Annotated in this window: 21 protein-coding genes; 6 read left to right on the forward strand and 15 right to left on the reverse strand. The window is 32.2% G+C overall.

Annotated features, from left to right (window positions below; genetic code table 11):
* Positions 1-34: 34 nt before the first annotated feature.
* The 6 genes from J8L88_RS01305 to J8L88_RS01330 form a co-directional block, all read right to left on the reverse strand.
* Entirely contained in the window at positions 35-1,657 is a 1,623-nt protein-coding gene (locus tag J8L88_RS01305) for a S41 family peptidase (RefSeq protein WP_118388317.1), read from the reverse strand.
* Between the two features lie 38 nt (positions 1,658-1,695).
* Complete coding sequence (rnpA, locus tag J8L88_RS01310; RefSeq protein ID WP_211059752.1) at positions 1,696-2,076, reverse strand: ribonuclease P protein component; 381 nt, start codon at positions 2,074-2,076, stop codon at positions 1,696-1,698.
* A gap of 103 nt (positions 2,077-2,179) precedes the next feature.
* Entirely contained in the window at positions 2,180-4,894 is a 2,715-nt protein-coding gene (locus J8L88_RS01315; RefSeq protein WP_211059753.1) for a T9SS type A sorting domain-containing protein, read from the reverse strand.
* 252 nt (positions 4,895-5,146) lie between these two features.
* Positions 5,147-6,979 (reverse strand): M1 family metallopeptidase, encoded by a 1,833-nt coding sequence (locus J8L88_RS01320; RefSeq protein WP_211059754.1) that lies wholly within the window; start codon positions 6,977-6,979, stop codon positions 5,147-5,149.
* A 6-nt stretch (positions 6,980-6,985) separates the two neighbouring features.
* Entirely contained in the window at positions 6,986-8,689 is a 1,704-nt protein-coding gene (locus J8L88_RS01325) for a S8 family peptidase (protein WP_118388313.1), read from the reverse strand.
* Positions 8,673-9,533, reverse strand: coding sequence for an MBL fold metallo-hydrolase (locus J8L88_RS01330; RefSeq protein ID WP_211059755.1), 861 nt, complete (start codon positions 9,531-9,533; stop codon positions 8,673-8,675). The genes J8L88_RS01325 and J8L88_RS01330 overlap by 17 nt, the downstream gene beginning before the upstream one ends.
* A 415-nt stretch (positions 9,534-9,948) precedes the next feature.
* On the opposite strand from J8L88_RS01330, the gene J8L88_RS01335 reads away from it, so the two are divergent.
* Together J8L88_RS01335 and J8L88_RS01340 are read left to right on the forward strand one after the other, a co-directional pair.
* Complete coding sequence (locus J8L88_RS01335; protein WP_027394523.1) at positions 9,949-11,784, forward strand: sodium:proton antiporter; 1,836 nt, start codon at positions 9,949-9,951, stop codon at positions 11,782-11,784.
* Between the two features lie 117 nt (positions 11,785-11,901).
* Positions 11,902-12,183, forward strand: coding sequence for a hypothetical protein (locus J8L88_RS01340; RefSeq protein WP_027394524.1), 282 nt, complete (start codon positions 11,902-11,904; stop codon positions 12,181-12,183).
* Positions 12,184-12,238: 55 nt separating this feature from the next.
* Here the strand turns inward: J8L88_RS01340 and J8L88_RS01345 are convergent, their stop codons facing one another.
* Positions 12,239-13,297, reverse strand: a complete 1,059-nt coding sequence (locus J8L88_RS01345) for an endonuclease (RefSeq protein ID WP_027394525.1) — start codon at positions 13,295-13,297, stop codon at positions 12,239-12,241.
* A 125-nt stretch (positions 13,298-13,422) separates the two neighbouring features.
* Here J8L88_RS01345 and J8L88_RS01350 point away from each other — a divergent pair, with 125 nt between their 5' ends.
* The gene (locus J8L88_RS01350; protein WP_247666392.1) at positions 13,423-16,377 is read left to right on the forward strand and encodes a TonB-dependent receptor; all 2,955 of its coding nucleotides are present in this window, start codon (positions 13,423-13,425) and stop codon (positions 16,375-16,377) included.
* Positions 16,378-16,406: 29 nt separating this feature from the next.
* On the forward strand, positions 16,407-17,816 hold the full coding sequence (locus J8L88_RS01355; protein WP_118388307.1) for a DUF5689 domain-containing protein: 1,410 nt from the start codon (positions 16,407-16,409) through the stop codon (positions 17,814-17,816).
* Positions 17,817-17,896: 80 nt separating this feature from the next.
* On the opposite strand, the gene J8L88_RS01360 is transcribed toward J8L88_RS01355, so the two are convergent.
* Together J8L88_RS01360 and J8L88_RS01365 are read right to left on the reverse strand one after the other, a co-directional pair.
* The gene (locus J8L88_RS01360) at positions 17,897-18,625 is read right to left on the reverse strand and encodes a hypothetical protein (RefSeq protein WP_118388305.1); all 729 of its coding nucleotides are present in this window, start codon (positions 18,623-18,625) and stop codon (positions 17,897-17,899) included.
* A gap of 403 nt (positions 18,626-19,028) precedes the next feature.
* Positions 19,029-20,003 (reverse strand): endonuclease, encoded by a 975-nt coding sequence (locus J8L88_RS01365; RefSeq protein ID WP_211059756.1) that lies wholly within the window; start codon positions 20,001-20,003, stop codon positions 19,029-19,031.
* Between the two features lie 120 nt (positions 20,004-20,123).
* Here J8L88_RS01365 and hflX point away from each other — a divergent pair, with 120 nt between their 5' ends.
* Complete coding sequence (gene hflX / locus J8L88_RS01370) at positions 20,124-21,332, forward strand: GTPase HflX (protein WP_027394530.1); 1,209 nt, start codon at positions 20,124-20,126, stop codon at positions 21,330-21,332.
* A gap of 10 nt (positions 21,333-21,342) precedes the next feature.
* Here the strand turns inward: hflX and J8L88_RS01375 are convergent, their stop codons facing one another.
* Entirely contained in the window at positions 21,343-22,368 is a 1,026-nt protein-coding gene (locus J8L88_RS01375; protein WP_081415685.1) for a DUF3078 domain-containing protein, read from the reverse strand.
* 165 nt (positions 22,369-22,533) lie between these two features.
* Between J8L88_RS01375 and J8L88_RS01380 the strand changes: the two genes are divergently transcribed.
* Complete coding sequence (locus tag J8L88_RS01380) at positions 22,534-22,965, forward strand: GNAT family N-acetyltransferase (protein WP_118388301.1); 432 nt, start codon at positions 22,534-22,536, stop codon at positions 22,963-22,965.
* A 65-nt stretch (positions 22,966-23,030) separates the two neighbouring features.
* Here J8L88_RS01380 and J8L88_RS01385 read toward each other — a convergent pair whose 3' ends face one another.
* The 5 genes from J8L88_RS01385 to J8L88_RS01405 all read right to left on the reverse strand — a co-directional run bounded on the left by J8L88_RS01385 (position 23,031) and on the right by J8L88_RS01405 (position 26,811).
* Positions 23,031-23,978, reverse strand: a complete 948-nt coding sequence (locus J8L88_RS01385) for a DUF3078 domain-containing protein (protein ID WP_027394532.1) — start codon at positions 23,976-23,978, stop codon at positions 23,031-23,033.
* A gap of 193 nt (positions 23,979-24,171) precedes the next feature.
* The gene (locus J8L88_RS01390; RefSeq protein ID WP_027394533.1) at positions 24,172-24,681 is read right to left on the reverse strand and encodes a DUF2480 family protein; all 510 of its coding nucleotides are present in this window, start codon (positions 24,679-24,681) and stop codon (positions 24,172-24,174) included.
* Between the two features lie 20 nt (positions 24,682-24,701).
* Complete coding sequence (locus tag J8L88_RS01395; RefSeq protein ID WP_027394534.1) at positions 24,702-25,028, reverse strand: DUF59 domain-containing protein; 327 nt, start codon at positions 25,026-25,028, stop codon at positions 24,702-24,704.
* Positions 25,029-25,079: 51 nt separating this feature from the next.
* Entirely contained in the window at positions 25,080-25,502 is a 423-nt protein-coding gene (locus J8L88_RS01400) for a SufE family protein (protein WP_027394535.1), read from the reverse strand.
* A gap of 94 nt (positions 25,503-25,596) precedes the next feature.
* Positions 25,597-26,811: an aminotransferase class V-fold PLP-dependent enzyme gene (locus J8L88_RS01405; RefSeq protein WP_118390045.1), complete on the reverse strand. Its 1,215-nt coding sequence runs from the start codon at positions 26,809-26,811 to the stop codon at positions 25,597-25,599.
* Positions 26,812-26,827: the final 16 nt, after the last annotated feature.

Here is a 26,827-nt window from a genome sequence, read left to right on the forward strand (position 1 = left end):
AAGACTGGTTTTTTGTTTTAAAATAGGAATTTATTTATTCTAAGATTTTATCATATTTGGTTTTATTTCCTAAAATTTCCTTGCTTTTTTTAATTTCTGGATTATGTGTAATATAATAGTCATATAATCCTTCTCGATATGTGTAACGTTTTACAATTTCATCTGTAAGTAAGTTTTTAATTTCAGTTTTATAGATATCTAATCCTTTTTCTTTAGAAGTTTTTATAGTTGCAAGTAATGCATTATAACTTTCAGAGATATCGGTATCTAATTTTTCTTTTTTAGCAACTTGTAATGATTTTCTAAGCGATTTTTCTGTATCTGTTTCATAATTAAATTCACTTTTTTTGACAAAATTTTTAAAATCTTCGTAATCTTTATCTGTGAATTTAAAATTGCTAACATCTATATTTTGATGATTATAGTAGTATTTTGTTCCATAGTCAAATATAGCATCTGACTGAAGTAATGATGTTGTAATATTACTAAACTTAGATGTTTCCATTTCTATGTCTGGTTGAATTCCACCACCATCATATACAGTCCTTCCGTTTTTTGTTTTAAACGCTTTAAAATCTTGTTCATTAATTCTTACAGCCTTGTTGTTTTCATCACGATTCCAATAATCTAAAGCTTGTATACATCTTCCACTTGGTGTGTAATAACGTGATATTGTTATTTTTAACTGTGTACCATAAGTTAATTTTTTAGGACGTTGTACTAATCCTTTTCCAAAACTTCTTGCACCTATAACAACTCCTCTATCTAAATCCTGTATGCTTCCTGCAACAATTTCGCTAGCAGAGGCGCTTCTACCGTTTACTAAAACTACTAAAGGAATATCGGTGTCAATAGGTGTTTTTTTAGTGAAATACTCTTTATTATATTTCTTTACAACGGATTTAGTAGTTGTAATTAATTCTCCTTTTGGAACAAATATGTTGGTAACATTAATAGCTTCACTAAGTAATCCTCCTGGATTACCTCTAAGGTCTAGAATTATTTTATCAGCACCTTTTGCTTTTAGGTCTTTTAATGCAGCTATGGTTTCTAATGATGCTTTGTTATTAAATTTAGATAAAACAATATATCCTGTATTATCATCAAGTAAAGTAGAAAATGGAACCGCTTTTACTTCAATTTCTTCACGACTTAGGATTGTATTTTTTGTTTGATTTTGTCTTTTGTATGTAATTTCTACTTTAGTTCCACTAGCTCCTTTAAGAAGCTCTCCTGCATCTTCTTCGAAATCTGACACAACGACATCACCAATCTTAATGATTTCATCTCCGGCTTTAAGACCAGCTTTATCAGCAGGATAATCTTTATAAGGTTCTACAATAATTATTTTGTCCTTTACTGTTTTTACAGAAGCTCCAATTCCAGTATATTCTCCAGCGTTTCTAATTTTAGAAGCTTCCACATCTTGTTCATTCCAATATTTAGTATATGGATCAAGATCGTCTAACATCGCCTTAATCGCAGTATCCATAAGTTCTGCAGGATTTGTTTCATCCACATAATTCATGTTTAATTCTTTAAACATGGTAGTGAAAATTTCAATCTGTTTAGCAATTTCGAAAAAATCAGATTTAAAACTTACTGTTGATAGTAGTATAACAAGTGCAAGAGTAGGATAAAGAATTTTCTTTTTCATATTATGGATCTTTATTACTAGTAATAATAGGTTGAAAATTATTGGTTTTCAATTTCTTTACTACTGAACTTTTGTAATATTTCTTTTATTTTAGATTCAACAATTATAGAATCCGGCATTTTATTGCCGGTGTATAAAAACATAAAAGTAAAGTGATGGGTAGTGTTCTTGCCTACAAGATACTTATTTTTTCTATAATTTTCTCTTAATAAACGTTTAATACGATTACGATCCACTGCTTTTTTAAAATTTCGTTTACTAACGGAAACAGTTGCTTGAATTGGTAAGTTTTTTTCTGAAATAGATTTTCTATAAATAAGTCGAATAGGATATTTACCAATTGATTTGCCTTCAGAAAAAAGGAGCTCTATTTCCTTTTTACTTTTAAGTTTTTCATTTGTACTAAAATTCGCTTTCATGAGGCAGTAAAAGTACAGATAAGATTTGAAATGAATATTTTATAAACATTAAATCCGGTGCTAAACTAATAGTACCGGATTTAATATTAAAAATTTAAGTAATCTATTTTTTGATAAAAACGATTGCTTTTTGTTCAGAAGCAGAGTTTAATTGTAAAATATAATTACCTTGAGCTAAATCACTTACATTAATTTGTTTATCATTATTTAGCACACCATCTTTTAATTGTTTTCCGTTAATACTGAAAACTTTATAGTCCAAGCGATTTTCTAAAAGTGAATTTTCTACTACTACATTTAATACATTATTAGCAGGATTAGGCCAAGCTAATATGCTAGAATCTAAAGGATCGGTATCATCTACAGAAAGTGTTGATGCCTCTATAGTTGCTTCATACATACCATTACCGTGAGTACCTATTAAAAGTTTATTGTTAGAAGGTTTATATGCTAAAGCACTCACAACAGCAAAACCAATTTGATTAGGAGCTTCAATTTCCCAGTCTTCATTTACTGGATCTGTAGAACTATATAATCCTCTAGCAGTACCAACAAAATATCTTATTTCACCACCTACTTCTGTAATTGCTGCTGAACGTATAGAGAAAGCATCTAAGTTTCTTTCTGCTACAGTCCAAGTAGGTCTGCTAGCAGTAGCATCTGTAGTTACAAATATATTCGTAACTCCATAGTTAGAATAAGTAACCATTGCGATATCATTATTACTAGGATGAATAGCAATACCACTAACTACACCAGAAGCACCAGTAGGTGTAACATTTCTTAAAGAAGATAAAGTTCTGTTTAAAGGATCGTTTAACTTAAATAAAGATCCTGAGTCTAAACCTATTAATAAATAACTATCTGTAGTGTAAGCTCCTGAACTAGCTCCCATTTGTCTAATATTTTCTCCAGATCGTACTGCTCCTAAATTCGTCCAAGTAGCAGATGTAACTGCACTAGAAGCATCAGTTCTATATAAAACATCTCTACCAGCGTAGTAGAGCGCATTATTATTACTTGGATCCATATAAAAATAGGTAACGAACTGACTACCAGATCCAGTAGGAGTTATTTCTCCTCCATCAGGACAATCTCTAAATATTCTACCATTTTGAACACCTAAAAAGAAGGGAACACATGCATTATCTCTAGAGACAGCCACGGCAACACCATCTCCACCAAATTGAGAAGACATTGTTGTTAGATCTGGACTACTTGCAAATCCTCCAGCTGTAGTACCATTATCCTGTGCACCACCAATTACAATATTAGAGGTAGCTTCAGGATCTGTAGCTACATGATAATATTGATAGGTTTGATAATTATTATTTAGACTTGTCCAAGCCACGACTGCCGGTGTTGCATCAGCTCTATGTACACCTCCATCAGTTCCACTAAATAGAATATCTGGATTATTAGGATCAAATTCTAAAACATGAATATCTGGATGATGTGAGTCACCACCACCAAGATTATATAAACCATAACTTTGATTACTAATATACCCTCCAATTCTTACGAACATAGGATCCGTAGTAATATCCTCTATTTTGTAGGCGTTGGTTCCACCAATAACTACAAAGTTTTCATTATCTGGTTTTACATTTACTACAAGATCATAACCTCCTTGTATTGCAATAGGATCATTTCCAGCAAGATCAGCAACAGTATCAGGGTTTCCTGGATCTGGATCTGGTTCATCAGGCATTGTGTTAGTTCTATCTACCCAGCTATCAGAGCTATCATTCCATTGCCATAAACCTGCTTCAAACGCTCCACTAGAAGAATGGAATGCATAAACAACGTCTTCATTCGATGGTGCTACTGCTAATACTATTCTTCCGTTCGATCCAAAACCAGGAGCAGTATTAGATCCTATTCTTGTATAAGAACCAACACCTGTTGGTGATTGCCATACTCCATTAGCTGTAGTAGAATTACCTGAAAATGCCGCATATACAATTCCAGTACTTGTGATTGCTAAATCAGAAAAGAAATTTCCACCAGACTCTAGTTCAACAGTCCAAGTGCTACCATCAAATCTTCTAATTGCTCCACCAGCACCAGCATATAGATCACCAGTAATAGGGTGTACAGCAATTTTATACATAAAATCAAAAGGAGAATCACTTTCTTCCTGAACAGAAGCAGTGCTTGGTAATTGATTCCAAGTTAAACCACTATCAGTAGATTGCCATATACCTTGACCTAAAAAAGTAGCACCAGAAGCAGAAGCAGAATTACCTTGACTTTCTCCAGTTCCATAATACCAAATATTTTCGAAACCACTTCTAGGATCTTGAGCTATTGTAGTTACATTATGAATTTCATTATTAGATGAAACTTTAATCCAACTTGCTCCTCCGTCTGTAGTTCTAAAAACCCCACTACTTACTCCTCCAGCAATTATAGTGTTGCTGGTAGCATCCGTTCTATCAATTACTAAAGAACGTGTTCTACCACCTAAATTAGAAGGTCCTCTTGATATAAAGGTTGCGTTACTTGCTTGTTTAGCATTTTTAGAAAGTGACTTAGACATCATGTCTCTAGCAAAGAGAGCTTCTTTTTGTTTTTCTTCTTGAGGAATTTTACCTGTATTAGGGTTCACCTGAAGATTAAATTCGTGTTTCCATCTTTCTTCTGTAAAACGACGACGTTCTTCCATCGTCTTTTTTTTCTTTTTTTCTTTTTTAAGAGGAACAAATTCTTTGTTAGCCAGATTTTTGATGTCTTCTTCCTTATTAAAATAAGTAACAAGTACAATAAGACAAATCAAGACTATCGAAATAGGTATAAGTAATTTTCCTTTTTTCATAGGTAATGGTTTAATTAAACTAATTTTTTTTAAATGATATTTTTTAATACTTAAGATATAACAGTTAAGTAGTATAAAAGCCTAAAAAATCATAATAAAATATTAAAAAAAGCGAAAATAAGGGCTTTTTTAACAAAAAAACAATGATCTCATTTATTTAACACTAAATGAGTTAAGATCATATTCAAAAAAAAAGACCCTCTATATACATAATTATATAAGGGTCTTTATAATATTTTAGGGAATTATTATTTATTGAGAGAAATTATTATTGTTGCTATTTATATCTGCCATTTGTTTAGTAATGTCAATTTCAATTGACTTTATACTAGATTTATGTTTAGATATTTCCAGTGAATAGTTCGGGTGGGTCCAAGTCCAATCAGATAAAATTGTACGATTCATTTTAGGAAATGGATTAGTTTTATTTTTCCTCATCATTCTTAGTGGGATATAGAAGGATTCTTTGGTTCCATCTATATACTCTATATATAAATCAACAGGCATTGGCATTAGTCCAATACGCTCTAATGTAATTGAAGTGGTATTCCCTTTTTCCGAAACTTCTTTTATTCCATAGTCTACTGTATTTGTAGTTTGGGTCCAATCTGTAAGATACCAATCTAGTTGTATTCCTGATATTTTTTCTGCTATTCGTTTAAAATCATTAGGCGTAGGGTGCTTAAATTTCCATTCATCAAAATATCTATGGATTGTTTTTGATAAATTTTCTTCTCCTATTACATAACCAAGTTGTGCCATAAAAACCGCCCCTTTAGCATATGCAGATGCTCCATATGCTCCATTTCTTGTATAACGGTCAGCATGTGTGGATTGAGGTTGTTCTATACCAGAAGTAGCCAATTGAAAATATCCTCGATACATTCCTGTCATTGGATTATTTTTGTTTTGTTCCATTACTTTATCCATTGCTAATGTAGAAATGTAGCTCGTAAAACCTTCGTCCATCCATTCATGTTTGGCTTCGTTTGTAGCTAATATGTGTTGAAACCAAGCATGAGCCATTTCGTGAGCTGTAACTCCTACTAAACTTCCAAAGCTTCTTCCTCCTGTAATCAAAGTACACATTGCGTATTCCATTCCTCCATCTCCTCCTTGAATAATAGAATATTGGTCATATGGATACTTTCCAATTGTAGTACTAAAATATTTCATTAAGTCTACAGACTTAGGTTGTAATTTTTTCCAGTTTTCTAGATATTCCTCTTTATTTTTGTATAAAAAATGAAGTACTGGTCCATCAGGAACTTGAACTGTATCATGGATATATTCTGGGTCTGCTGCCCAGGTAAAGTCGTGGACATTAGGAGCTATAAAGTGCCAAGAAAGTTTTTTTCCTTTGCGTTTTATTTTAGTCCCTGGTTTTTCATAACCATATCCTATTTCTTGTGGGTTCTGTAAATATCCAGATCCTCCTAAAATGTAATTCTTATCAATGTTTATAGTAACATCAAAGTTACCCCACACTCCATGGAATTCTCTAGCTATATAAGGGTCTGCGTGCCAGCCTTCAAAGTCATACTCAGCCATTTTAGGATACCATTGAGTCATTGATAATGCTACGCCCTCACTACTATTGCGTCCAGAACGACGTATTTGATTTGGAACTTGGCCATCAAAATTCATGGAAAAAGTAACTTTTTTTCCAGGAGCAATAGGTTCATTGAGTTCTACTTCTAAGACAGTTCCGGCTATTTCATAGGTTACTTCTTTTCCGTTTTGTTTTAAAGAAGATATTTTTAAGTATCCTATTTCTTCTGGAGTAAGTTTACTAATTCTATCCATTACCCTAGGATCTGGATCCTCAATATTTCTAGAGCGAACATCCATCTCACTTCCTGGTTGGAATGCATTGAAATAAAGATGATAAAAGACCTGATATAATGAATCAGGTGAATTATTTGTATATACAAGTTCTTGTGTTCCTTTATACTGGAAATTTTCTACATTCATATCCACGTTCATTTTGTAATCAACGTGTTGTTGCCAATAACTTGTATTGTTTTGTGCTGAAACACCTAAAACGGATATTAAGAATCCAATTGAAATTATTTTAGAGATCATTTTGTTTTATTTTGATAGTTTTTCGGCCAAAATCAAAGCGTTATATAAATTTACCATTTTTCCGGATTTAGATAATTCTGTAAATTTATTAGATTTAGTTTCATCACCCCCTATTATTACGGTGGCAGTTGTACTTAATCCACTATCCATTAATATTTGTTTTACTTGAGAAGCTTTTAATTTTGGATAATAAGATCGAATAAGAGCGGCAACACCAGAAACTGCAGGTGCAGCCATAGATGTTCCTTGAAGATATTCGTATGTATTAGATGGGGTTGTGGCCCATATTTTAACCCCAGGTGCAAATGCATCTACATTGTTTTTTCCATAATTAGAGAAATTCGCTACAAGATTAGATCCGTATTTATAATTTAAAGCTCCTATTGTAATAAAATTATTAGAAATTTCAGATGAATTATCAATTTGATCATTTGGATATACAAGTTTTTGATCTAAATCTAACCCTTCATTACCAGCAGCATTAACAATCAACACATCATTTTCCCCAGCATATTTAATAGCGTCTCTAACCCATTCTGGGTGTGTAGAATAGTATTTTCCAAAGCTTGTATTAATAACTTTCGCTCCATTGTCTACAGCATATCGAATCGCTAAAGCAATATCTTTGTCATATTCATCACCGTTAGGAACTGCTCTAATTGCCATTATTTCTACATTTTTGGCGATACCATTAACTCCTTTCCCATTATTTCGCTCAGATGCTATAATTCCAGAGACGTGAGTTCCGTGTTTTATCCCTTCTTTATCGGGATTAGGACCCATAACATTATTATTTCCATAATTAGTATCAGTTATATCATCTACATTATCACCAACTTTAGTTCTACCATCAAATTCTACATTGATATGATAGTTTAATTGTTCCGTAAAATGATCTACACCACCACTTAGGTTTTCGATAAAATCTGGTATGGTCTCTCCTTCTTCTAAAAACCCAAACATATGAGAAAGCAAAGCAATGTATTGTTGCATTTCTGGTGTATCCGCTTTTACGGCAAGAAGTTCCTGTTGCGAATAATTTTCTTTACCAATTACTTCGCTAATCTTTTTATGAGAAGGTTTTACTTGTTGTAAAATCTGTTCGTATTGGTTTTTACTACCAAGAGCTTGTTGATACTCTTTTTCTAAATCGGCTTTAGCTTCTATATACATTTGGTATTCTTCTTTATCAGAAGAAGCAACAGAAGCTAGATTTTTCCCTTCATATTTTGGTTTTAATTTTTTAACGATTCTGGTATATTCAAGATTCTCATTTTCAGAATCTCCTAAAAAATTCCAACCGTGGATGTCATCGATATATCCATTTTGATCATCGTCTTTTCCATTATTTTTGATTTCCTTAGGATTAGTCCAGATCACATCGTCTAAATCTTCGTGTTCAATGTCAACACCACTATCAATAACTCCAACGATAACCGTTTGACCAACTTTATTTTTGATTAGTTCATCATACGCTCTGTTAACACTCATTCCGGGTATTGTATCTTTTATTAGATCACTAGCATTCCAATTTTTTAATTGAGTCTCGGTTAATACTATATTTTTTAATGGAATAGAATCAATATTTTCTATAGGAGTGGACACTATAGCTGGAGTTCCACAACTACTTAATATAATGGATGATGTTATTGAAGCAATTAGTAATTTATTAGACTTGGGAATCATAGAATTTTTAATTAAATATTTCATTACAAGTAAAAGTTTCTTTGTATCGTACACCTTTATCGGTTTGTTGTACAGTAATTATTTCATTATGTGCATCGTGTTCCATAAACAAATACCAATTATTTAAGGCCGCATTTTCCAAAAATAATTTTTTCTCCGGTAATGTTAATAATGGTCTAGTATCATATCCCATAACATAAGGTAATGGAATGTGACCAGTTGTAGGCAATAAGTCTGCCATAAACACAATTGTTTTTTCTTTATATTTTATGTGCGGGATCATTTGTTTTTCTGTGTGACCATCTACAAATAATACGCCAAACCCTAATTCAGTGTTTTTTTGAAATGTTTCTCCTGTTCTAGAAATAAAATGAAGGTGTCCACTTTCTTGAATAGGAAGAATATTTTCTTTTAAGAAAGAAGCTTTTTCTCTGGCATTAGGTTCTGTAGCCCAACTCCAGTGATTTTCATTACTCCATACTTTAGCATTTTTAAATGCTAATTCATAACCAGTTTTATTTTTATTCCATTGTACCACACCTCCGCAATGATCAAAATGTAAATGAGTAATAAAAACATCTGTAATATCATCTCTATTGAACCCTTTTTCTTTTAGAGACTTATCTAAATTATGATCTCCCCAAAGAGAATAGTATCCAAAAAATTTATCTGATTGTTTATCTCCCATTCCAGAATCAATGAGAATCAGACGATCTCCATCTTCAATTAATAGGCATCTTGCAGCAATATCTATTAGATTATTAGCATCAGCTGGATTTGTTTTGTTCCACAGGACTTTGGGAACGACGCCGAACATGGCGCCACCATCAAGTTTAAAGTTTCCTGCTTTTACAGCATGTAATTTCATAATTGGTATAAAAATCTTTGCAAAATAGAAAAAATGCTAAGGATCAGGATTTAATTTGTAGACTTTTTAACAATATTTCATCAGAATTGATCCGATAAATAATTTTTTCTAACCCAATAATATATTAAATAGAACTTTATTTTCTTTTACTTTGACGTGGATAAGGATTAAATGGTAATCAAAGAAATCTATCATTATCATAGATCGGTAACTGTTATTATTACTATTATCAGAAAATGAAACTGCGATAAGTAGCGATTTTAAACTTATAATCTAAAAGTTTGTTCGATACAGTTATGTCTAAAAAATAAGAACGGAACAGATTGTTAATTTTCCTAATTATAAAATTGATGAGAGATATGCATTTCTAAAAAAAATCTCATATTTTGCTAATCATTATAATTATAGTAAAAGCATGGTAGAATTAGCGGGTATAATCATATTAGGAATTTTAGCACAATGGGTGGCTTGGAAATTTAAAATCCCAGCAATTTTACCCCTTATCTTAATTGGACTTTTGGTAGGACCGGTTGCAACTTTATACACAGTAGATGGCACTAAATTAATACAACCTATTTATAACGGAGTAGAAGGATTATTTCCTGGAGAAAGTTTATTTTACTTCGTTTCTTTAGCCATTAGCATTATTCTTTTTGAAGGAGGTTTAACTTTAAGAAGAGATGAAATCCTAAATGTTGGTCCCGTAATTCTTAAATTAATAACAGTAGCCGTTGTGGTAACCTTTTTTGGAGCTGGATTGGCAGCTCATTTTATTTTCGGCTTAAGTTGGCCAATATCATTTTTATTTTCTTCTTTAATTATTGTAACAGGCCCTACGGTAATAACCCCTATTTTAAGAAATATACCATTAAAAAAAGACATTTCTGCTGTATTAAAGTGGGAAGGAATTCTTATTGATCCAATTGGAGCATTAGTGGCTGTTTTGGTTTTTGAATTTATAAGTGTTGGAGAAGGAGAGGCATTTACGAAAAAAGCTTTTATAGAATTCGGTAAAATAGTTTTATTTGGTTTCACTTTTGGTTTCACTTTTGCTTATGGCTTGGCTTTTGGAATTAAGAAAAAAATAATCCCACATTATTTATTAAATGTTTTCACCCTTGCAGTAGTGTTAGGTGTTTTCGTATTATCCGATGTATTTGCGCATGAATCAGGTTTATTATCCGTAGTGGTAATGGGTATGGTATTAGGTAATATTAACCTTCCGAACTTTGAAGAGTTATTATATTTTAAGGAATCATTGAGTGTGTTGTTAATTTCGATATTATTTATTCTTCTGTCGGCCAATATCAATATTGAAGAATTACAGTTAATATTCAATTGGAATGCTATTTTACTTTTTGCAGCTGTCGTCTTTATTGTCCGACCTTTAGGTGTTTTTCTGAGTTCAATTAATTCGGGACTTAAGATTAATGAAAAATTATTTATTAGCTGGGTAGGACCGAGAGGAATTGTAGCGGCAGGTATTGCCTCATTATTTGGTCTAAAACTTGCTAAAAATGGAGTGCCAGAGGCAGAGTATATTACACCATTAGTTTTTATGATTGTATTAGGAACGGTTCTTCTAAATGCAACAACGGCAAGATTGTTTGCTAAAGTTGCTGGGGTATTTCTTACAAAATCTGAAGGGATTTTAATTATTGGAGCATCAAAAGTTTCACGATTAATAGCCACATATCTTAAGAGTAATCAAAGACACGTAGTATTAGTAGACAGTAATCGAGAAAATATTAAAAAGGCCAAAAGTTTAGGTTTAGACGCATTAGAAGGAAGTATTTATAATGATCAATTAAAAAACAATATCGAATTAAACGATATAGGCTTTTTAATGGCACTTACAGGAAATAGTGATATTAATAAGTTTGCTATTAATCAATTTAAAGATCAATTTGGAGAAAATGGATCTTTTAGGTTGGTTAGTTCTGAAGAAATGAATGATCCAGAAAATAACCCTAATGAAGGTTTGTTTTCTCATACGGATGATTATGATAAGTTAATGAATTTAGCCGAAAAGTATCCAGGTATCCAGGAAATTAATATTGATGATAAATCTCATTACGATTCATTAATCAATTTAATTAAACAAGATGAAGATATTATTCCTTTGTTTATCAAAGATTCCGCTAATACAATTAGAATTATATCTGCATATAGCGAAAAGATGGAGGAAATTAATGGGGATAGTTTTTTAGTTTATATTGGGAAGCCTATTGACGTGGAAGAGATTAATTAACTCGATGAAAAGTAAGAATTTTCGTCAAACAACACAAATTTAACAGAATTTTTTGTTAATAATAAATTAATACTCTATATTCGACTTTTTAAAATTTAAATTTTTAAAACCCAAATTATGAAAAAACTTATGTTTGTTGCCGTTTTTGGAATGGCTTTAGGATTAACTTCTTGTGGAGAAGATGATGTAGTAGATTTTGCTTGTGATGCAGCTAGAGATAGTTTGCGTGCTACAGTACAAGTTTCTATTGATGCCTATGAAGCTAATACATCTTCTACATCTTTATGTGAAGCTGCAAGAACTGCAATCGAATCTTATAAAAGTAACGAATGTGGAGATGATGCTTTCGATGGAATTTTAGCTGATTTACCAGATTGTTCTACTCTAGATAACGACTAGTATTAAAAGAGTTATAAAAAAAAAGAGGCTATTAAGCCTCTTTTTTTATTAATCGTTATTTATTGTTTTCCTTTATGAGATACACATAAACAGGAAAGTGATCACTATAACCTCCAGTATATGCTCCGTTTGCAAAACTTCGATACGGATATCCTTTATACCTACCTCTTGGATTAGCCAGATAGTTTTTATTATAAACTCCTGCTTTATAGTATTTATAGGAACTATAATCTTTATCAAGTAATCCCTTAGATATAATAATTTGATCAAATAAATTCCAACTATCTCTCCAAGCAAGAGATCCTATTCCCTTTTTAGACATGTTATACATTGGATTATATAATCCTTTTAGTTTCACATCCTCTTTTTCGGCTTTAGCTGCCAGTACTTTTTTTACACTAGAGTTATCAGGATCATCATTAAGATCTCCCATAGTTATAACTTTGGCATAAGGATCTATATCAAAAAGTGAATCAATAATTTTCTTATTTAATTCAGCAGCCTTTTCTCTTTTACGTCGGCTTCTAGCTTCACCTCCACTTCTTGATGGCCAATGATTTACAATAACATGTATTAAATCCCCATCAAGGTATCCACTAACTAATAATTGATCTCTGGTATATACTCTTTTAGTAGGATCATTTGAGCTATAGATCAATAACTCGTGTTTACTGGTATTGATTGGTCTAAATAATGCTTTTTGATATAATAACGCAACATCTATACCTCTTCGATCTGGAGAATCAAACTGAACTATACCATAATCTTTTGGTAAAAGCACAGGTTCATTAGCTAAGTCTTCAAGTACCTTTCTGTTTTCTATTTCTGCTACTCCTAAAATTACAGGTGCATTTTTTGTTACATCGGCACCTATTTCAGAAATTACCTTAGCCATATTTTTTAGCTTATCTTTATAGATGTCTTCAGTCCAATGATCTTTTCCATTAGGTGTTCTATCATCGTCATAGGTTATAGGATCATCTTCGGTATCAAAAAGATTTTCAACATTATAAAAAGCAATTGTGTTAACTTTGTACGTTTTCTTTTCTTGACAAAAAATAACAAGCAAAGGACATAATAAGAATGTTATGGTAAGCAAATATTTTAATTTCATTATCTAATTGATTATTAACTTATTGTAAAATGTAATCCAAATTTTGAGCCAAAATTAGCTTTTCTATTTAAAACATGTACTTTTGCGCGGCAGAAATGTTAATTTTTTAACTAAAACAACTATTAATGAAAGTGTCACAACTCAAAAAGAATCTTTTCTTTTTAATGATTTTTTTAAGTTCTGTTGGGATGTCTTATGGACAACAAACAGGATTGAAAGGTAAAATTGTTGACGCATCTTCAAATGAAAATCTTTCGGAAGTGTTAGTTATTATTGAAGGAACAGAGGTTTCTACTATGACTGATATTTCAGGAGAGTTTAATTTTGGGAGTGTTCAATTACCTTTGGGAGAACAAATTGCGGTTTTATCTAAAAATGGATATATCACAAAACGTTATCCTATTGTTATTAATGAAGGCAGTGTTTTAGATCTAAAAACGATAGATCTAGATTATGATGTAAATCAAGAACAAATCCAAATAGGTACCATTAGCCTTACGGATAATGAACTAGATGAAGGCGATGATGATGCGTCTGCGAATGTATCAGGTTTATTACAAGCATCAAGAGATGTATTTCTTAGTGCAGCAGCATTTGATTTTAGTGCTACATTTTTTCGCCCAAGAGGTCTTGGAAATGAAAACGCAAAAGTCCTTATAAATGGGATTGAGATGAATAAACTTAACGATGGTAGACCTCAATGGGGTAATTGGGGTGGATTGAATGATGTACAGCGTAATCAGGAGTTTTCTATGGGAATTTCTGCTAACGACTATACATTTGGAGATCTTGCTGGAGCAACAAATATTATTATGAGAGCTTCTCAATATCGTCAGGGAGGTAGAATATCTTATGCCGCTTCTAACAGAAGTTATACTGGTAGAATGATGGCTAGTTATAGCTCTGGATTAATGAGTAATGGTTGGGCATATACGGTTTCATTAGCGCGTAGAATGGGTAATGAAGGCTATATTGAAGGAACTTTGTATGATGCGAATTCTATCTTTGCTTCTGTTGAGAAAAAGATTAATAATAAACATAGTATAAACCTTACCAGTTTTTATACACCTAATCGAAGAGGAAGGTCTACTGCAATAACTGAAGAAGTATTTAGGTTAAAAGGAAGACAATATAACCCAAATTGGGGGTATTTTGATGGAGAAAAGAAGAACTCCAGAGTACGTGAAATCGAGGAACCAGTATTTATGTTAAATCATTACTGGAATATCACTGATAAAACTACTTTGAACACCAATGTAGGATACCAAACAGGTAAAATAGGAAATAGCCGTTTGGACAATGGAGGAACCGACTTGGTTAATTTTAATGGACAGGAAACATATACAGGAGCTGGAGCTAGTAGAGATACGAATCCAATTCATCAAAGTTACTTACCTAGTTCTTTCTTGAGTGATCCAAATCCGACACCACTTGATTTTCAAAATGCTTTCTTAGCACAGCAAGCATTTGTAAGAGATGGGCAGTTAAATTGGAATCAGTTAATAGAAGCAAATCAATTAAATGCGCAACAAGGACTTAATGCTACTTATATTTTATACGAAGATAGAATTGACGATACACAATGGAGTTTCAATTCTATTTTAAATAGTCAAATTACAGACAATATAAGTATAAATGGAGCTATTAATTATAGAACCTTAAAGAGTGAAAACTTTGCCGAAGTTCTTGACCTATTAGGAGGAACGACATTTTTAGATGTAGATTCTTTTGGGACAAATATTGATAATGATGTTCCGGTAGATCTTGGTTTTACACCAGAAGAATTGGCGGATAGAGCACAAAGTGATTTACGTAATCGTAACCGTACAGTTGGTGTAGGTGATAGGTATGATTATAATTATGAGATTGATGCAGATGTTGTAAGCGGTTTTGCGCAGGCTCAGTTTAAAACTAATAAAATCGATTTCTTTTTAGGAGGAAATATTTCTCAAACTACTTACCAGAGAACAGGGTTGTTTGAAAATGGATATTTTCCTGGCGAAGGGCGTTTAGGTTCTTTTGGAAAAAGTGACAAATTAGATTTCACTAATTATGGTGCTAAAGGAGGTTTTACTTATAAAATTAATGGACGAAATCTAATAGATGTTCACGGAACTTATTTTACAAAAGCTCCAACCATTCGTAACTCTTTTGCTAATTCAAGACAAAACAATAGAACAATTGCGCAATTAATAGAGGCAGAAGAATCTATTGCAGGAACACAGGAAAGTGAAAAGGTACAATCTATTGATGTTGGTTATATCTTAAGAACTCCTAAATTGAAAGCAAGATTGACAGGATATTATACTAAAATAGAAGATGCTACTGATATATCTTTCTTTTTTACTCAAGCAATTTCTGGTTCTGATGTAGGTTTTGTTCAGGAGATTCTTACAGGAATAGATAAACAACACTTTGGAGCAGAATTAGGAATAGAATATCAAATAACACCAACGATTAAATTAAAAGGAGCTGCGGCAATAGGTCAATTTACTTATGCTAATAATCCTGACTTATTTTTAGCAAGTACCAGTAGTTCATTTTTAGGAGAGTCAATCACCGAAGGGTTGAATGGTACACGTTATGAGGGTAAATCAGCGTTAAAAGATTATCGTATTGCTGGTGGTCCACAGAATGCAGCACAATTAGGTTTTGAGTATAGAGATCCTAATTTCTGGTGGTTTGGTACTACAGCTAATTATTTTTCTAATGCTTATATAGATGTTAGCCCTTTTGCAAGAACATCAAACTTTAATCAAGATGTGGATGGATTACCATTTAATGACTATGATGATAGTATTGCAAGAGATTTATTAAGACAAGAGCAGTTTGATGATTATATATTAGTTAATGCAGTAGGAGGTAAGTCTTGGAGAGTAAAAGATTATTACATAGGGTTCTTTGCAACGATTAATAACATTTTTGATAAGCAATACAGAACAGGTGGTTTTGAGCAAGCTAGAAATGCAAATTATAGATTGGCTGTAGAAGAATCTCAGAGAGAAACTCCTGTTTTTGGACCTAGATACTTTTATGGATTTGGTACTTCGTATTACCTTAATGTATACGTAAGATTTTAATGATGAACACAACAAAAAAATATTATAAAATGAATTCAAATAATTTAAAGAAACTAATAAGCATTTTGGTTTTGGCGGTTACGTTTACTGCTTGTGTACAAGATGATGATTTTAATACTCCGGGATTGGTCATAGAGGAACCAACATTTCCTGCAAATAGTACATTTGTGCAAATAGGTGGTATTTTAGGAGATTTAGCACAAGCGCAAAATGATGATGGGCCAGAAGCCAAAGTTACCTTTGAAGTCGAAAATCAGTATTTAGAAGGATATGTAGTATCAAGTGATAAAGCGGGTAACTTTTTTGAAGAGTTAGTTATTCAGAATTCACCAACTACTCCAACAGCAGGGTTAAGAGTATTAATAGATGTAAACCCTTTATTTACAAGTTATGAGTTTGGTCGTAAAGTATATATTGACTTAGAAGGTTTATCAATAGGTACAGAAAATGGAGTAGCAACTCTTGGAGTACTTTCTAGTGATGAGGTAGATCAAATACCTTCTTTTTCTCAGGAAGATGTAATTTTAAGATCAGCAGAGATGGCTGAAATTACCCCTTTAGAGATTACTTTCGAAGATTTTTCTGATGATCTTACTAACCTATATGTTAAGATTAATAATTTACAGTTTAATAGAAATGATGTTTTAGGAGATGACCCTCTTACGTTTGCAGGAGAACCAAGTGATGATTTTGATGGAGAGAGAAATATAGAAAGTTGTGATAATGGAGCTACAGCAGTTTTAAGCACAAGTACTTTTGCTGATTTTAAATCATTAACCTTACCAACTCAACAAGGAAGTTTTGAAGGTGTTTTAACTAAAAATTTCTTCGGAGATACTTTTAACTTAGTGTTGAATGATCCTACAGGATTAGTGTTTGACAATGAAAACCGATGTGATCCTGACGTATTAGAATGTACTGGAACTAGTGGAGGAGCAAATGTAATTTTTACTGAAGATTTTACAGGAGTAAGTATTAGTGATCTAGAAAATTCTGGATGGTTAAATGTAAATACTACAGGTGGAACTTTAGATTATGTAGTAGGAAGCTTTAGTGGTAATCAATATGCACAGATTACTGGGTTTAGTTCTGGAGAAAATCCATTTGAGGTTTGGTTAGTAACACCAGAAATCGATTTAACTGCTTCTACAGCAGAAGAATTATCTTTTGATATTCAGGCTAATTTTGACAATGGAAATATCCTTACTGCTTTTATTACAGATAACTTTACAGGTGATGTAACAACTACAGAATGGTCACAATTAGATGCTTCTATTCCAACAGGACCAAGTGGAACATTTGGAAGTTTTGAAGGAGTAGGACCAATTAATATTTCTTGTGTTGAGGGTAATGTAAGAATAGCGTTCCGTTACGCAGGTGCAGATCCAGGACCAACTACTAGATATCATATTGATAATATAGAGATTTCAGGAAACTAAGAACTTCTGTATTTTATAATAGCAAAAGCTCTCTAAAAAATTCTTTAGAGAGCTTTTTTTATTGGTTTTAGAGTATATTATTAATAGTCGAAAGTAACCGAGTAAGCGCTATTCTTTTTTGTTTTTACTCGCATTCTAAATTGGTAACAAGGATTCTTTGTATGTGAAAAACTCTGATTGTTGTTTATTTTTTTCCACTCATTTTGAATCGTAGCCCAACTACTTCCGCTGTAAGCTTTGTATTTAAGACCATAATAAACTCTTCTCCAAACAGAATGTCTTGCAATTTCTGCAATCTGTGACTCTCCAACAGAGCTATAGTGGGTATAATATTGCCAGCTAGCTTTTGAAGTGTTGGTTTGTGGATGATTAAAGTTAATTGCGTATTTCGAGGTTGGATTCGCTCTAGTAAGTTGTATTAACTCAAAAGCAATATCATTACCGGATTCTTCATAAGAGACATTTTTTTGATCATCAGTTTCTTTATCCACATCTGGCTGAGTTAGATCCATTTTATTATGACGAACTAAACTTTGTTTTAAAGTTTCATTAGCATTGATTTCCATTAGACTAAGGTTTATACTAGAATAGTTGATTAATGCTGTTTCATTATTCGCATGAATTCTTATAATTCCTGTACTACCCTCTTCTGATGTCACAGTAACATCTTTATGAAAATCATAAACGCTATTTAAAGAAAATTCGGTTTCTAAAGCTGATTCTTCCATGATTTCATTTGACTCATCTCTATCGCAGGAAATAAAAAATAATAACCCTATGATTGGTAATGCATAAAATAATTTCTTCATTTGTTTGGTTTTTAAGAATAATTAAATTGATTTGTTTAGTTTTTTGGATACAATAAATCCTTTTTCTTCACTGTATAGGATTAATAAATTATTTTTTTTAGAAACTATTCTTGGCGCCTTTGGTGTTTCTAATCCAATAGATGGTTGATCTTTATAATTTAGTTTATCGTAATTAGTGAGATTAGAATTATAAATCCTGAGTCAAAAGTATGTCGGGGGTAATGACTGACAAAAACAAAAATTAATTTAGCGGAATTTTTCGCAAATTAATTTACTGAAAAACAGTTGGTTGCGGTTTGGTTAAGGGTTAGTTCCCATTAAAAAAAGGGTTATATAACCCTTTACCATAAGGTGATTTCACGTTATGGTATAAAGGTATTTATGGGTTTTTTTGTTGTGGGAATTACGTATTATGTTTTAGGCATATATATACAGGAAAGTGATCGCTATAACCTCCTTTATATTTTCTTCCCGCGTAGGTTCTATATGGATTTCCTTTATATCTCCCTTTATAGATTTTTAGAAAACTATCATCAAAAATATTGGCTTCAGAAAAGCTATGAGTATTTTCTTCATACCTATGGAAGTTATTACTAAAAATGATTTGATCAAATAAATTCCATTGACGTTTATAAGTTAAGGTACCACGATGTCTTGTGTGTAGACGCTCCATTGGATTATAAAGATCCTGTAATACTAGATGTTTTTTTACACTTTCACTATCAGGGTCGTCATTAAAATCACCCATAACGATAATTTTTGCTTCGGGATCTTCTGCTGTAATTTGATTTATTATTTCTCGATTTTTATCAGCTGCAGCTATACGCTTATAAGAGGTAAGTTCTGCTCCATCTCTTCTAGAAGGCCAATGATTAACCAATATGTGAATTTTTTCGGTATGCAAAGTTCCCGTTACCCATAGAATATCACGGGTAAAATCTCTTTCACCGAATTCATTATTCACCAAGACTTGAATACTTTCGGAATAAGTAACTGTAAAAATTTCTTTTTGGTATAGAAGTCCAACATCGATTCCTCGTTCATCAGGAGACTCGTAATGGATTACACCATAGTTTTTATTGATTAGGTGTTTAGTTCTTGCAAGATCTTCTAAAACGGCTTTATTTTCGACTTCTGCAACACCTAAAATAACCGGAGCTTTTCCAGTTTTTGGAAATCCAATATTAGAAATAGCAGTTCCTAGTTTGAACAACTTTTTTTGATATCTTTTTTTATTCCATTTCTTTTCTGAGTCTGGTAAAAAATCATTATCCAACGTATTAGGATCATCTTTCGTGTCAAATAAGTTTTCTAAGTTGTAAAAAGCAATTGTATGTAGATTTGTATATTTCTTTTTAAAATAAAGCTTTGAAGACATGCAATTAAAAATTTATTGTAAACGCCTAATGTACAAATTCAAATGCATACAATATTGTACCTTTGTATATTAATTATAGAAATAAAGAATAGAAGAATATCGCTAGATAAATAGGCGCGGATGATAGAAAAGGAAAAAACAGTATACGAAAAAGCAATTTTAATAGGAATAATCACCAAAAATCAGAATGAAGATAAGTTAACTGAGTTTTTGGATGAATTAGAATTTCTAACATATACAGCAGGTGGTGAGGTGGTAAAACGTTTTACCCAAAAAATGGATATACCCAATTCTAAAACCTTTATAGGTTCTGGTAAGATGGAAGAGGTATTGGCATATGTAGAACAGCATGATATAGGGACCGTAGTTTTTGATGATGAGCTTACACCAGCTCAGCAACGTAATATAGAACGAATTTTAAAGGCAAAAATCATAGATCGTACTAATTTGATTCTTGATATTTTTGCTCAACGTGCGCAAACTAGTTATGCCAGAACTCAAGTAGAACTTGCTCAGTATCAATATCTATTACCTAGATTAACGGGTTTATGGACACACTTAGAGCGCCAGCGAGGAGGTATTGGAATGCGAGGACCTGGTGAAACTGAGATAGAAACAGATAGAAGGATTGTAAGAGATCGTATTTCTTTATTAAAGAAAAAGCTACTTACAATTGATAAACAAATGGCTACGCAACGCGGTAATCGTGGTAAGATGGTTAGGGTAGCTTTAGTTGGGTATACCAATGTGGGTAAGTCTACCTTGATGAACGTGATTGCCAAAAGTGATGTTTTTGCAGAGAATAAACTTTTTGCAACCCTAGACACTACAGTAAGAAAGGTTGTTATTGGCAATCTTCCATTTTTATTAAGTGATACAGTAGGTTTTATCAGAAAATTACCGACCCAATTGGTGGAAAGCTTCAAAAGTACATTAGATGAGGTTAGAGAAGCTGATTTGTTGCTTCACGTGGTAGATATATCACATCCTCAATTCGAGGATCATATAGATTCTGTAAGCAGGATTTTAGAAGAAATTGATAGTGTTGATAAACCAGTAATTATGGTTTTTAATAAGATTGATGCTTATGAACACGAAACCATTGATGAAGATGACTTAACTACAGAAAAAACAGAAATTCACTATACGTTAGATGAATGGAAACAAACCTGGATGAGTAGGATAGGAGATAACGCTTTGTTTATATCTGCAATTAATAAAGAGAACATAGATACTTTTAGAAAAAGAGTATATAAAGAGGTGAGAGATATACATGTAACTCGTTTTCCTTATAATAACTTTTTGTATCCTGAATTTGTGGAGGAGTAGCATTAGTTAATTAAAACTCATAATTAAGCCCTAATCCAATCACTTCGCGTATCTGGAATCCGCTTGTAGCATTATCATCGTATATTGCTTGAAAAGCGAAGCTCCCAGATATGTATTTGTTGACTACTAAGTTTAAGTTTAGTGTATAATCAATATCTACATTATAAGGGTCTTCGATGTAATTAGAATACAGATTAAGAATGTTTTCTACAGTTACATTTTTAATGACCTTAAATTTAGCGTAAGCAGCCAAGGACCCACCAAATTCAAATCGGGAACTTTTGCCTGCATCTACTCCAAAATAATCACCATCTACGTAATCAGGAGTAGTTGTAAATTGATCATCTACAAAAATCATACGAGAAGTAACAGGAGCAATATTAAAGTTAAAATCATCACTCTTTTTCCAAAGTAATCCAGGACCAATCTGTATAAAAGCTGGAGAAAAGAAATGAGTTTCTTCAGTACGTATGGTTTCGTCAGTATCAGGATCTTTGGTAAAACTATATCCTTTTGCAAATTGAGATCTAAAATTAATAAATAAAGAATAGTTCCAGTTGGTCTCTCCAATTCTTTGCCCTAATCGTGAGTTTAGTTCTATTCTATCATTCGTTTTTCGAGCAAAATTTTCTCCTTTTAGAAATGTAAGACCATAATCCGCTAAAATTTTGTTGTCCCAAGTAAGGCTGTTTTTTTTGTAATTGAATTCATAATTTAGAGCAGTATTACCTGCAATATTAGAAGTTCCACCTCCTTGCCAATCAAAATTAAAGGCAGATTGATTAAAGAAAAATGAAAATTTACCAAATGATTTCCATCCCACATGTGGTTTTTTGACAGGCTTAGGGTTTAATTTTTTTAAGAGATTGTTTAAAACAATAATATTAAGTTCTTTAGTAGTGTTTTGGAGTAAACTGTCTAACGACCTGGTCAAACGAACTTGGATAGAATCCAGTTGTTTTATTTCTTTCTTCTCTTGTCCACTGATATTGGAAAGAGAAACAAACAAAAAAATAAATAAAACAATCCTTCGCATGGTATACATATAAATGGGCACAAATATACTTTATGCATATAGCTTATTCAAATATGAATAATTTGAATTAAAAAACGTATTTCGTAATGGTGATTGTTATGATTAAAAAACTATTATTTATTTAGATTAGTATATTTATTTAAAAAATTATAGTAATCTACTAAGATGAACATAAAACTTATCAAAGCTAAAGACGTAGATATTGCTTTTTTGTTGCAATTAAGAAAGCAAACAATGATTGAACATTTAGAAAAAGCAGGAGTGTTTTTATCAGAAGATGGACATGTATCTAGAGTGAAATTTCATTTTGATAGTTCACATGTAATATGTCTAAATGAAGCAAGAGTAGGTGTGCTTAAATATATCGAAACAAATAATAGTATAGAAATTCTTCAGTTTCAAATACTACCGAAATATCAAGGAAAAGGAATTGGAAATTATTTACTCAGTTATATTATACAATTGTCTAGAGATGCAAATAAAAATGTACGGTTAAAAGTATTAAAAGAAAATCCAGCTAAATTTTTATATGAACGAAATGGTTTTAAAATTTATGATGAAGATCAATATGAGTTTCATATGGAGTTTATAAAATAACGGGAATAAAAAAAGGATCATCTAGTAATAGATGATCCTTTTTTGTGAATATATTTTTATTTACTCTAGAAAGAGTAACTCAATCCAAGATTCCAGAAAGATTGTAATTCGTTATCAGTATTTTCTAAAGTAGGAGTAACAGTTGGAGGAGGAACAGCTAAAGCTGCTTGTCCTAAAGCATAATTAAATGCTTCTTGTTTGTTTCCTCTAAGACCAAAATCAAATCCTACACCAATAGATTTCCATAAAGTATAAGAAAAAGAATTGGTCCAAGTCCAGTTAGAGTAATCTCCATCTTCATAACTTAAGAAAGCGGATAGGTTAGTTTTAAAATTAATTGCTCCTATCTTACGAGTATAATCAGCAACTATTTTTGCACCAAGAGAAGACTCATATTCTGCTGCACCTTTACTAAACACAAAGTTATAGTTTAAAGGATGTACAACAACAATTAAATTACTAATAGGAGTCCAAGTGATACCGACACCAAGATCTAAATATCCAGGGTCATTAAAATTATTTAAAACTGTAGTTCTGTATTCTCCTAAAGTAGAAACTGCAAGAGTTTCTGTTAATTTATATCCAAATAAAGAAGAAATATTAAATACATCGGTTGATTCTCTAAAGCTATCATCGTCAGTTGGATCATCTCTATCATCTAATTTTACCCAAGCAAGATTAACGTTAGCGCTATTTCTCCAGAAATATTTATCTTGTAATAAGTTAGCGTATGCATTTACGGTAACACCAATAGTACCTGCATCATTATTAGGAATTCCTTGCGAGAACCAGTTATTAAATCCAGAAAGGCTTCCTCCGATGGTACCAAAAGCTCCGATTTTCCATCCTGGTAAAGCATCTATTTGTGCTTGGATAGCATTAGCTCTTCCCTGGATAGCGGCAATAGAATCTTTTTTAGCTGATAATGTTGTTTTCAATTCTTCTTCTGTTTGTGCAAGACCAATTTGGATACCTGCTAATAGAAAGATAAATGTGAATACGATTTTTTTCATGATTAATAGTTTTAAGTAGATTGTTATATAACAAAAGTATTCTAAATTTATGAATTAACTTTTGTAAAACAAGTTCAAGGTTTATGCAAAATTTTGCGTTGGCAAATATAAGTGAAGTAACGTTTTTCGATTTAATTCAATACAATTGGATATATAATTTTCGATGAACAACCAATTTTAGCGACGAAATGAATTATTTTCGTTTAAAAAGGGGTACAGATGAACAGGCTTCCCCATACATGATACTTTTGGCAACTGGTTGTAATTTTTGAATAAGTTCAATGTATGCGCTCTCAGGAACCGGTTTATTAGAACAACCTTTAATGATTAGTAATTTGTCTTGATATTCTGAAACATCAAGTTCATTAATAATATGAGTAAAAAGGATAGTCTCTAGATTCTCTAATGAGCCAACAACGACTTTTTTTGCAAATGGAATTAACCTAGTTGTTAATAGTAAATAAGCCCAACCTGGAATGATGGCGTCAGTGGAACAATGTAAGGCAACATATTTATTCTGATATTGACTCCAATCATGATTAGATACGCTTTCTCTAAAATCTTTTTCTTTGAGAATAAAACCTTCAAAAAGCCAATCTTTTATATCAAACAAGAAACGATCACCTTCTGGATAATAGTCTTCCAAATCAATTGTGATTAGTTTAGTGTTGTTAGCGACTCTATTGATAATTTCTTCTGCCATGGGTTAAAAGTTATTTGTTTTTAAAGCATGCCTAGTTCTAATTTTGCTTCTTCACTCATTAAATCTTGCGTCCAAGTAGGTTCGAATGTTAGTTCTAGTTCTACATCATTAACAGCGTCTAATGATTTTACTTTTTCTTTTACTTCCTCAGGAAGTGATTCTGCAACTGGGCAGTTAGGAGAGGTTAATGTCATAAGAATCTTAACATCATAGTCTTCATTTACGAAAACATCATATATTAATCCTAATTCGTATATATCAACAGGAATTTCTGGGTCATAAATTGTTTTAAGTACTCTTACAATTTTTTCTCCAAGCTCTGTAGTATCTATATTAGTATCACTCATAGTATATCTTTAGTCGATTTCGACAGGCTAAACCTGACGGTAAAAGACGAATTAATTTAGTTGTGTTTGGTATGCGATAGCATACATTTTTAATTGTTTGATCATGCTCACCAATCCGTTTGCTCTAGTTGGTGATAAATGCTCTTTTAAACCAATTTCATCAATAAATGCAGTATCGGCTTCTATAATATCTTTAGGGTGCTGACCAGAAAATACTCTAATAAGAATTGCGATAATACCTTTGGTGATAATGGCATCGCTATCTGCAGTAAATTCGATTTTTTCATCATTCATTTCTGCATGAACCCAAACCTTACTCTGACAGCCTTTTATGATGTTTTCATCAATTTTATATTTTTCTTCAATCAATGGAAGCGATTTGCCTAGATCTATCATATACTCATAGCGTTGCATCCAATCATCAAACATACTAAACTCATCAACAATCTCTTCCTGAAGTTTTTGTATTGACATATACTTACAATTTTTTACAAAAATACAACAAGAATCCTTGCTATTCAACACTTTCGGTTAATGATAAGATAGTATTAACTTAATAAGTCAATTTTTAAGACAACATCATTTTTGCTTTTTTCACTGCTGCTACCAGAATATCAATTTCTTCTTTGGTATTATAAAAAGAGAAAGAAGCTCGAATGGTTCCTGGTATTTTGTAAAAATCCATGATAGGTTGTGCACAATGATGACCTGTACGAACGGCTACCCCTAGTTTATCCACAATGGATCCAATATCATATGGATGAATATCATCTATATTAAAGGAAATAACGGATGTTTTGTTTTTAGAAGTTCCATAAATTTTTAGCCCTTCTATTTCTAGAAGTTTCTGAGTTCCGTAAGCTAATAATTCATTTTCATATTCGGCAATATTATCAAAACCGATATTGTTCATATAGTCTAAAGCAACGCCAAAAGCTATACCACCACAAATATTTGGTGTTCCGGCTTCGAATTTATGAGGAAGACCCGCATAGGTAGTTTTTTTAAATGTAACTTGATCAATCATTTCTCCTCCACCTTGGTAAGGAGGTAATTTAGTGAGCCATTCTTCTTTTCCGTATAACAATCCAACGCCTGTAGGTCCACAAAGTTTATGAGCAGAAGCTACATAAAAATCTACATCAAGATCCTGAACATCGGGCTTGATATGCGGGCAAGATTGCGCACCATCTATTAATACTGCTGCGCCTACTTTATGTGCTTTTTCTATGATTTCTTCTATAGGATTAATAGTTCCTAAAGCGTTAGAAATATGATTGGTAAATACAAGTTTTGTTTTGTTAGAAAGTAATTGATCGTAAACATCCATTAACAATTCGCCTTCTTGATTCATTGGAATCACTTTTAGAACAGCTCCTGTTCTTTCACAAAGCATTTGCCAGGGAACGATATTCGAGTGATGCTCCAGAGCAGAAACAATAATTTCATCTCCTTTAGTAAGTAGATTAGTAAATCCAGTAGCTACAATATTAATACTGTGCGTTGTTCCAGATGTTAGAATGATTTCATGAGGATGTGCAGCGTTAAAATGGTTTTGTACTTTTTTACGAGCAATCTCATATGCATCCGTGGCTTCTTGTGATAATGTATGTACGCCACGATGAATATTTGCATTGTAATTACTGTAATAATCTACAATAGCATCAATCACAATTTGAGGAGTTTGTGATGTGGCTGCATTATCAAAATATACTAAGGGTTTTCCGTTTACTTCTCTTTTCAGGATAGGAAAATCTTCACGTATCTTATGTACATCTAGCATATCAATTTCTTTCTGC

This window comes from Aquimarina sp. MMG015, from assembly GCF_018100855.1.
GTDB lineage: Bacteria > Bacteroidota > Bacteroidia > Flavobacteriales > Flavobacteriaceae > Aquimarina > Aquimarina latercula.

Bases quoted from the DNA above. Each gene is read 5' to 3' on its own strand.
- hflX (WP_027394530.1), top strand. From the start codon at position 20,124: ATGATAGAAAAGGAAAAAACAGTATACGAAAAAGCAATTTTAATAGGA.
- J8L88_RS01315 (WP_211059753.1), bottom strand. From the start codon at position 4,894: ATGAAAAAAGGAAAATTACTTATACCTATTTCGATAGTCTTGATTTGT.
- J8L88_RS01325 (WP_118388313.1), bottom strand. From the start codon at position 8,689: ATGAAATATTTAATTAAAAATTCTATGATTCCCAAGTCTAATAAATTA.
- J8L88_RS01385 (WP_027394532.1), bottom strand. From the start codon at position 23,978: ATGAAAAAAATCGTATTCACATTTATCTTTCTATTAGCAGGTATCCAA.
- J8L88_RS01330 (WP_211059755.1), bottom strand. From the start codon at position 9,533: ATGAAATTACATGCTGTAAAAGCAGGAAACTTTAAACTTGATGGTGGC.
- rnpA (WP_211059752.1), bottom strand. From the start codon at position 2,076: ATGAAAGCGAATTTTAGTACAAATGAAAAACTTAAAAGTAAAAAGGAA.
- J8L88_RS01380 (WP_118388301.1), top strand. From the start codon at position 22,534: ATGAACATAAAACTTATCAAAGCTAAAGACGTAGATATTGCTTTTTTG.
- J8L88_RS01340 (WP_027394524.1), top strand. From the start codon at position 11,902: ATGAAAAAACTTATGTTTGTTGCCGTTTTTGGAATGGCTTTAGGATTA.
- J8L88_RS01400 (WP_027394535.1), bottom strand. From the start codon at position 25,502: ATGTCAATACAAAAACTTCAGGAAGAGATTGTTGATGAGTTTAGTATG.
- J8L88_RS01320 (WP_211059754.1), bottom strand. From the start codon at position 6,979: ATGATCTCTAAAATAATTTCAATTGGATTCTTAATATCCGTTTTAGGT.
- J8L88_RS01355 (WP_118388307.1), top strand. From the start codon at position 16,407: ATGAATTCAAATAATTTAAAGAAACTAATAAGCATTTTGGTTTTGGCG.
- J8L88_RS01405 (WP_118390045.1), bottom strand. From the start codon at position 26,811: ATGCTAGATGTACATAAGATACGTGAAGATTTTCCTATCCTGAAAAGA.
- J8L88_RS01390 (WP_027394533.1), bottom strand. From the start codon at position 24,681: ATGGCAGAAGAAATTATCAATAGAGTCGCTAACAACACTAAACTAATC.
- J8L88_RS01345 (WP_027394525.1), bottom strand. From the start codon at position 13,297: ATGAAATTAAAATATTTGCTTACCATAACATTCTTATTATGTCCTTTG.
- J8L88_RS01350 (WP_247666392.1), top strand. From the start codon at position 13,423: ATGAAAGTGTCACAACTCAAAAAGAATCTTTTCTTTTTAATGATTTTT.
- J8L88_RS01375 (WP_081415685.1), bottom strand. From the start codon at position 22,368: ATGCGAAGGATTGTTTTATTTATTTTTTTGTTTGTTTCTCTTTCCAAT.
- J8L88_RS01365 (WP_211059756.1), bottom strand. From the start codon at position 20,003: ATGTCTTCAAAGCTTTATTTTAAAAAGAAATATACAAATCTACATACA.
- J8L88_RS01360 (WP_118388305.1), bottom strand. From the start codon at position 18,625: ATGAAGAAATTATTTTATGCATTACCAATCATAGGGTTATTATTTTTT.
- J8L88_RS01395 (WP_027394534.1), bottom strand. From the start codon at position 25,028: ATGAGTGATACTAATATAGATACTACAGAGCTTGGAGAAAAAATTGTA.
- J8L88_RS01335 (WP_027394523.1), top strand. From the start codon at position 9,949: ATGGTAGAATTAGCGGGTATAATCATATTAGGAATTTTAGCACAATGG.
- J8L88_RS01305 (WP_118388317.1), bottom strand. From the start codon at position 1,657: ATGAAAAAGAAAATTCTTTATCCTACTCTTGCACTTGTTATACTACTA.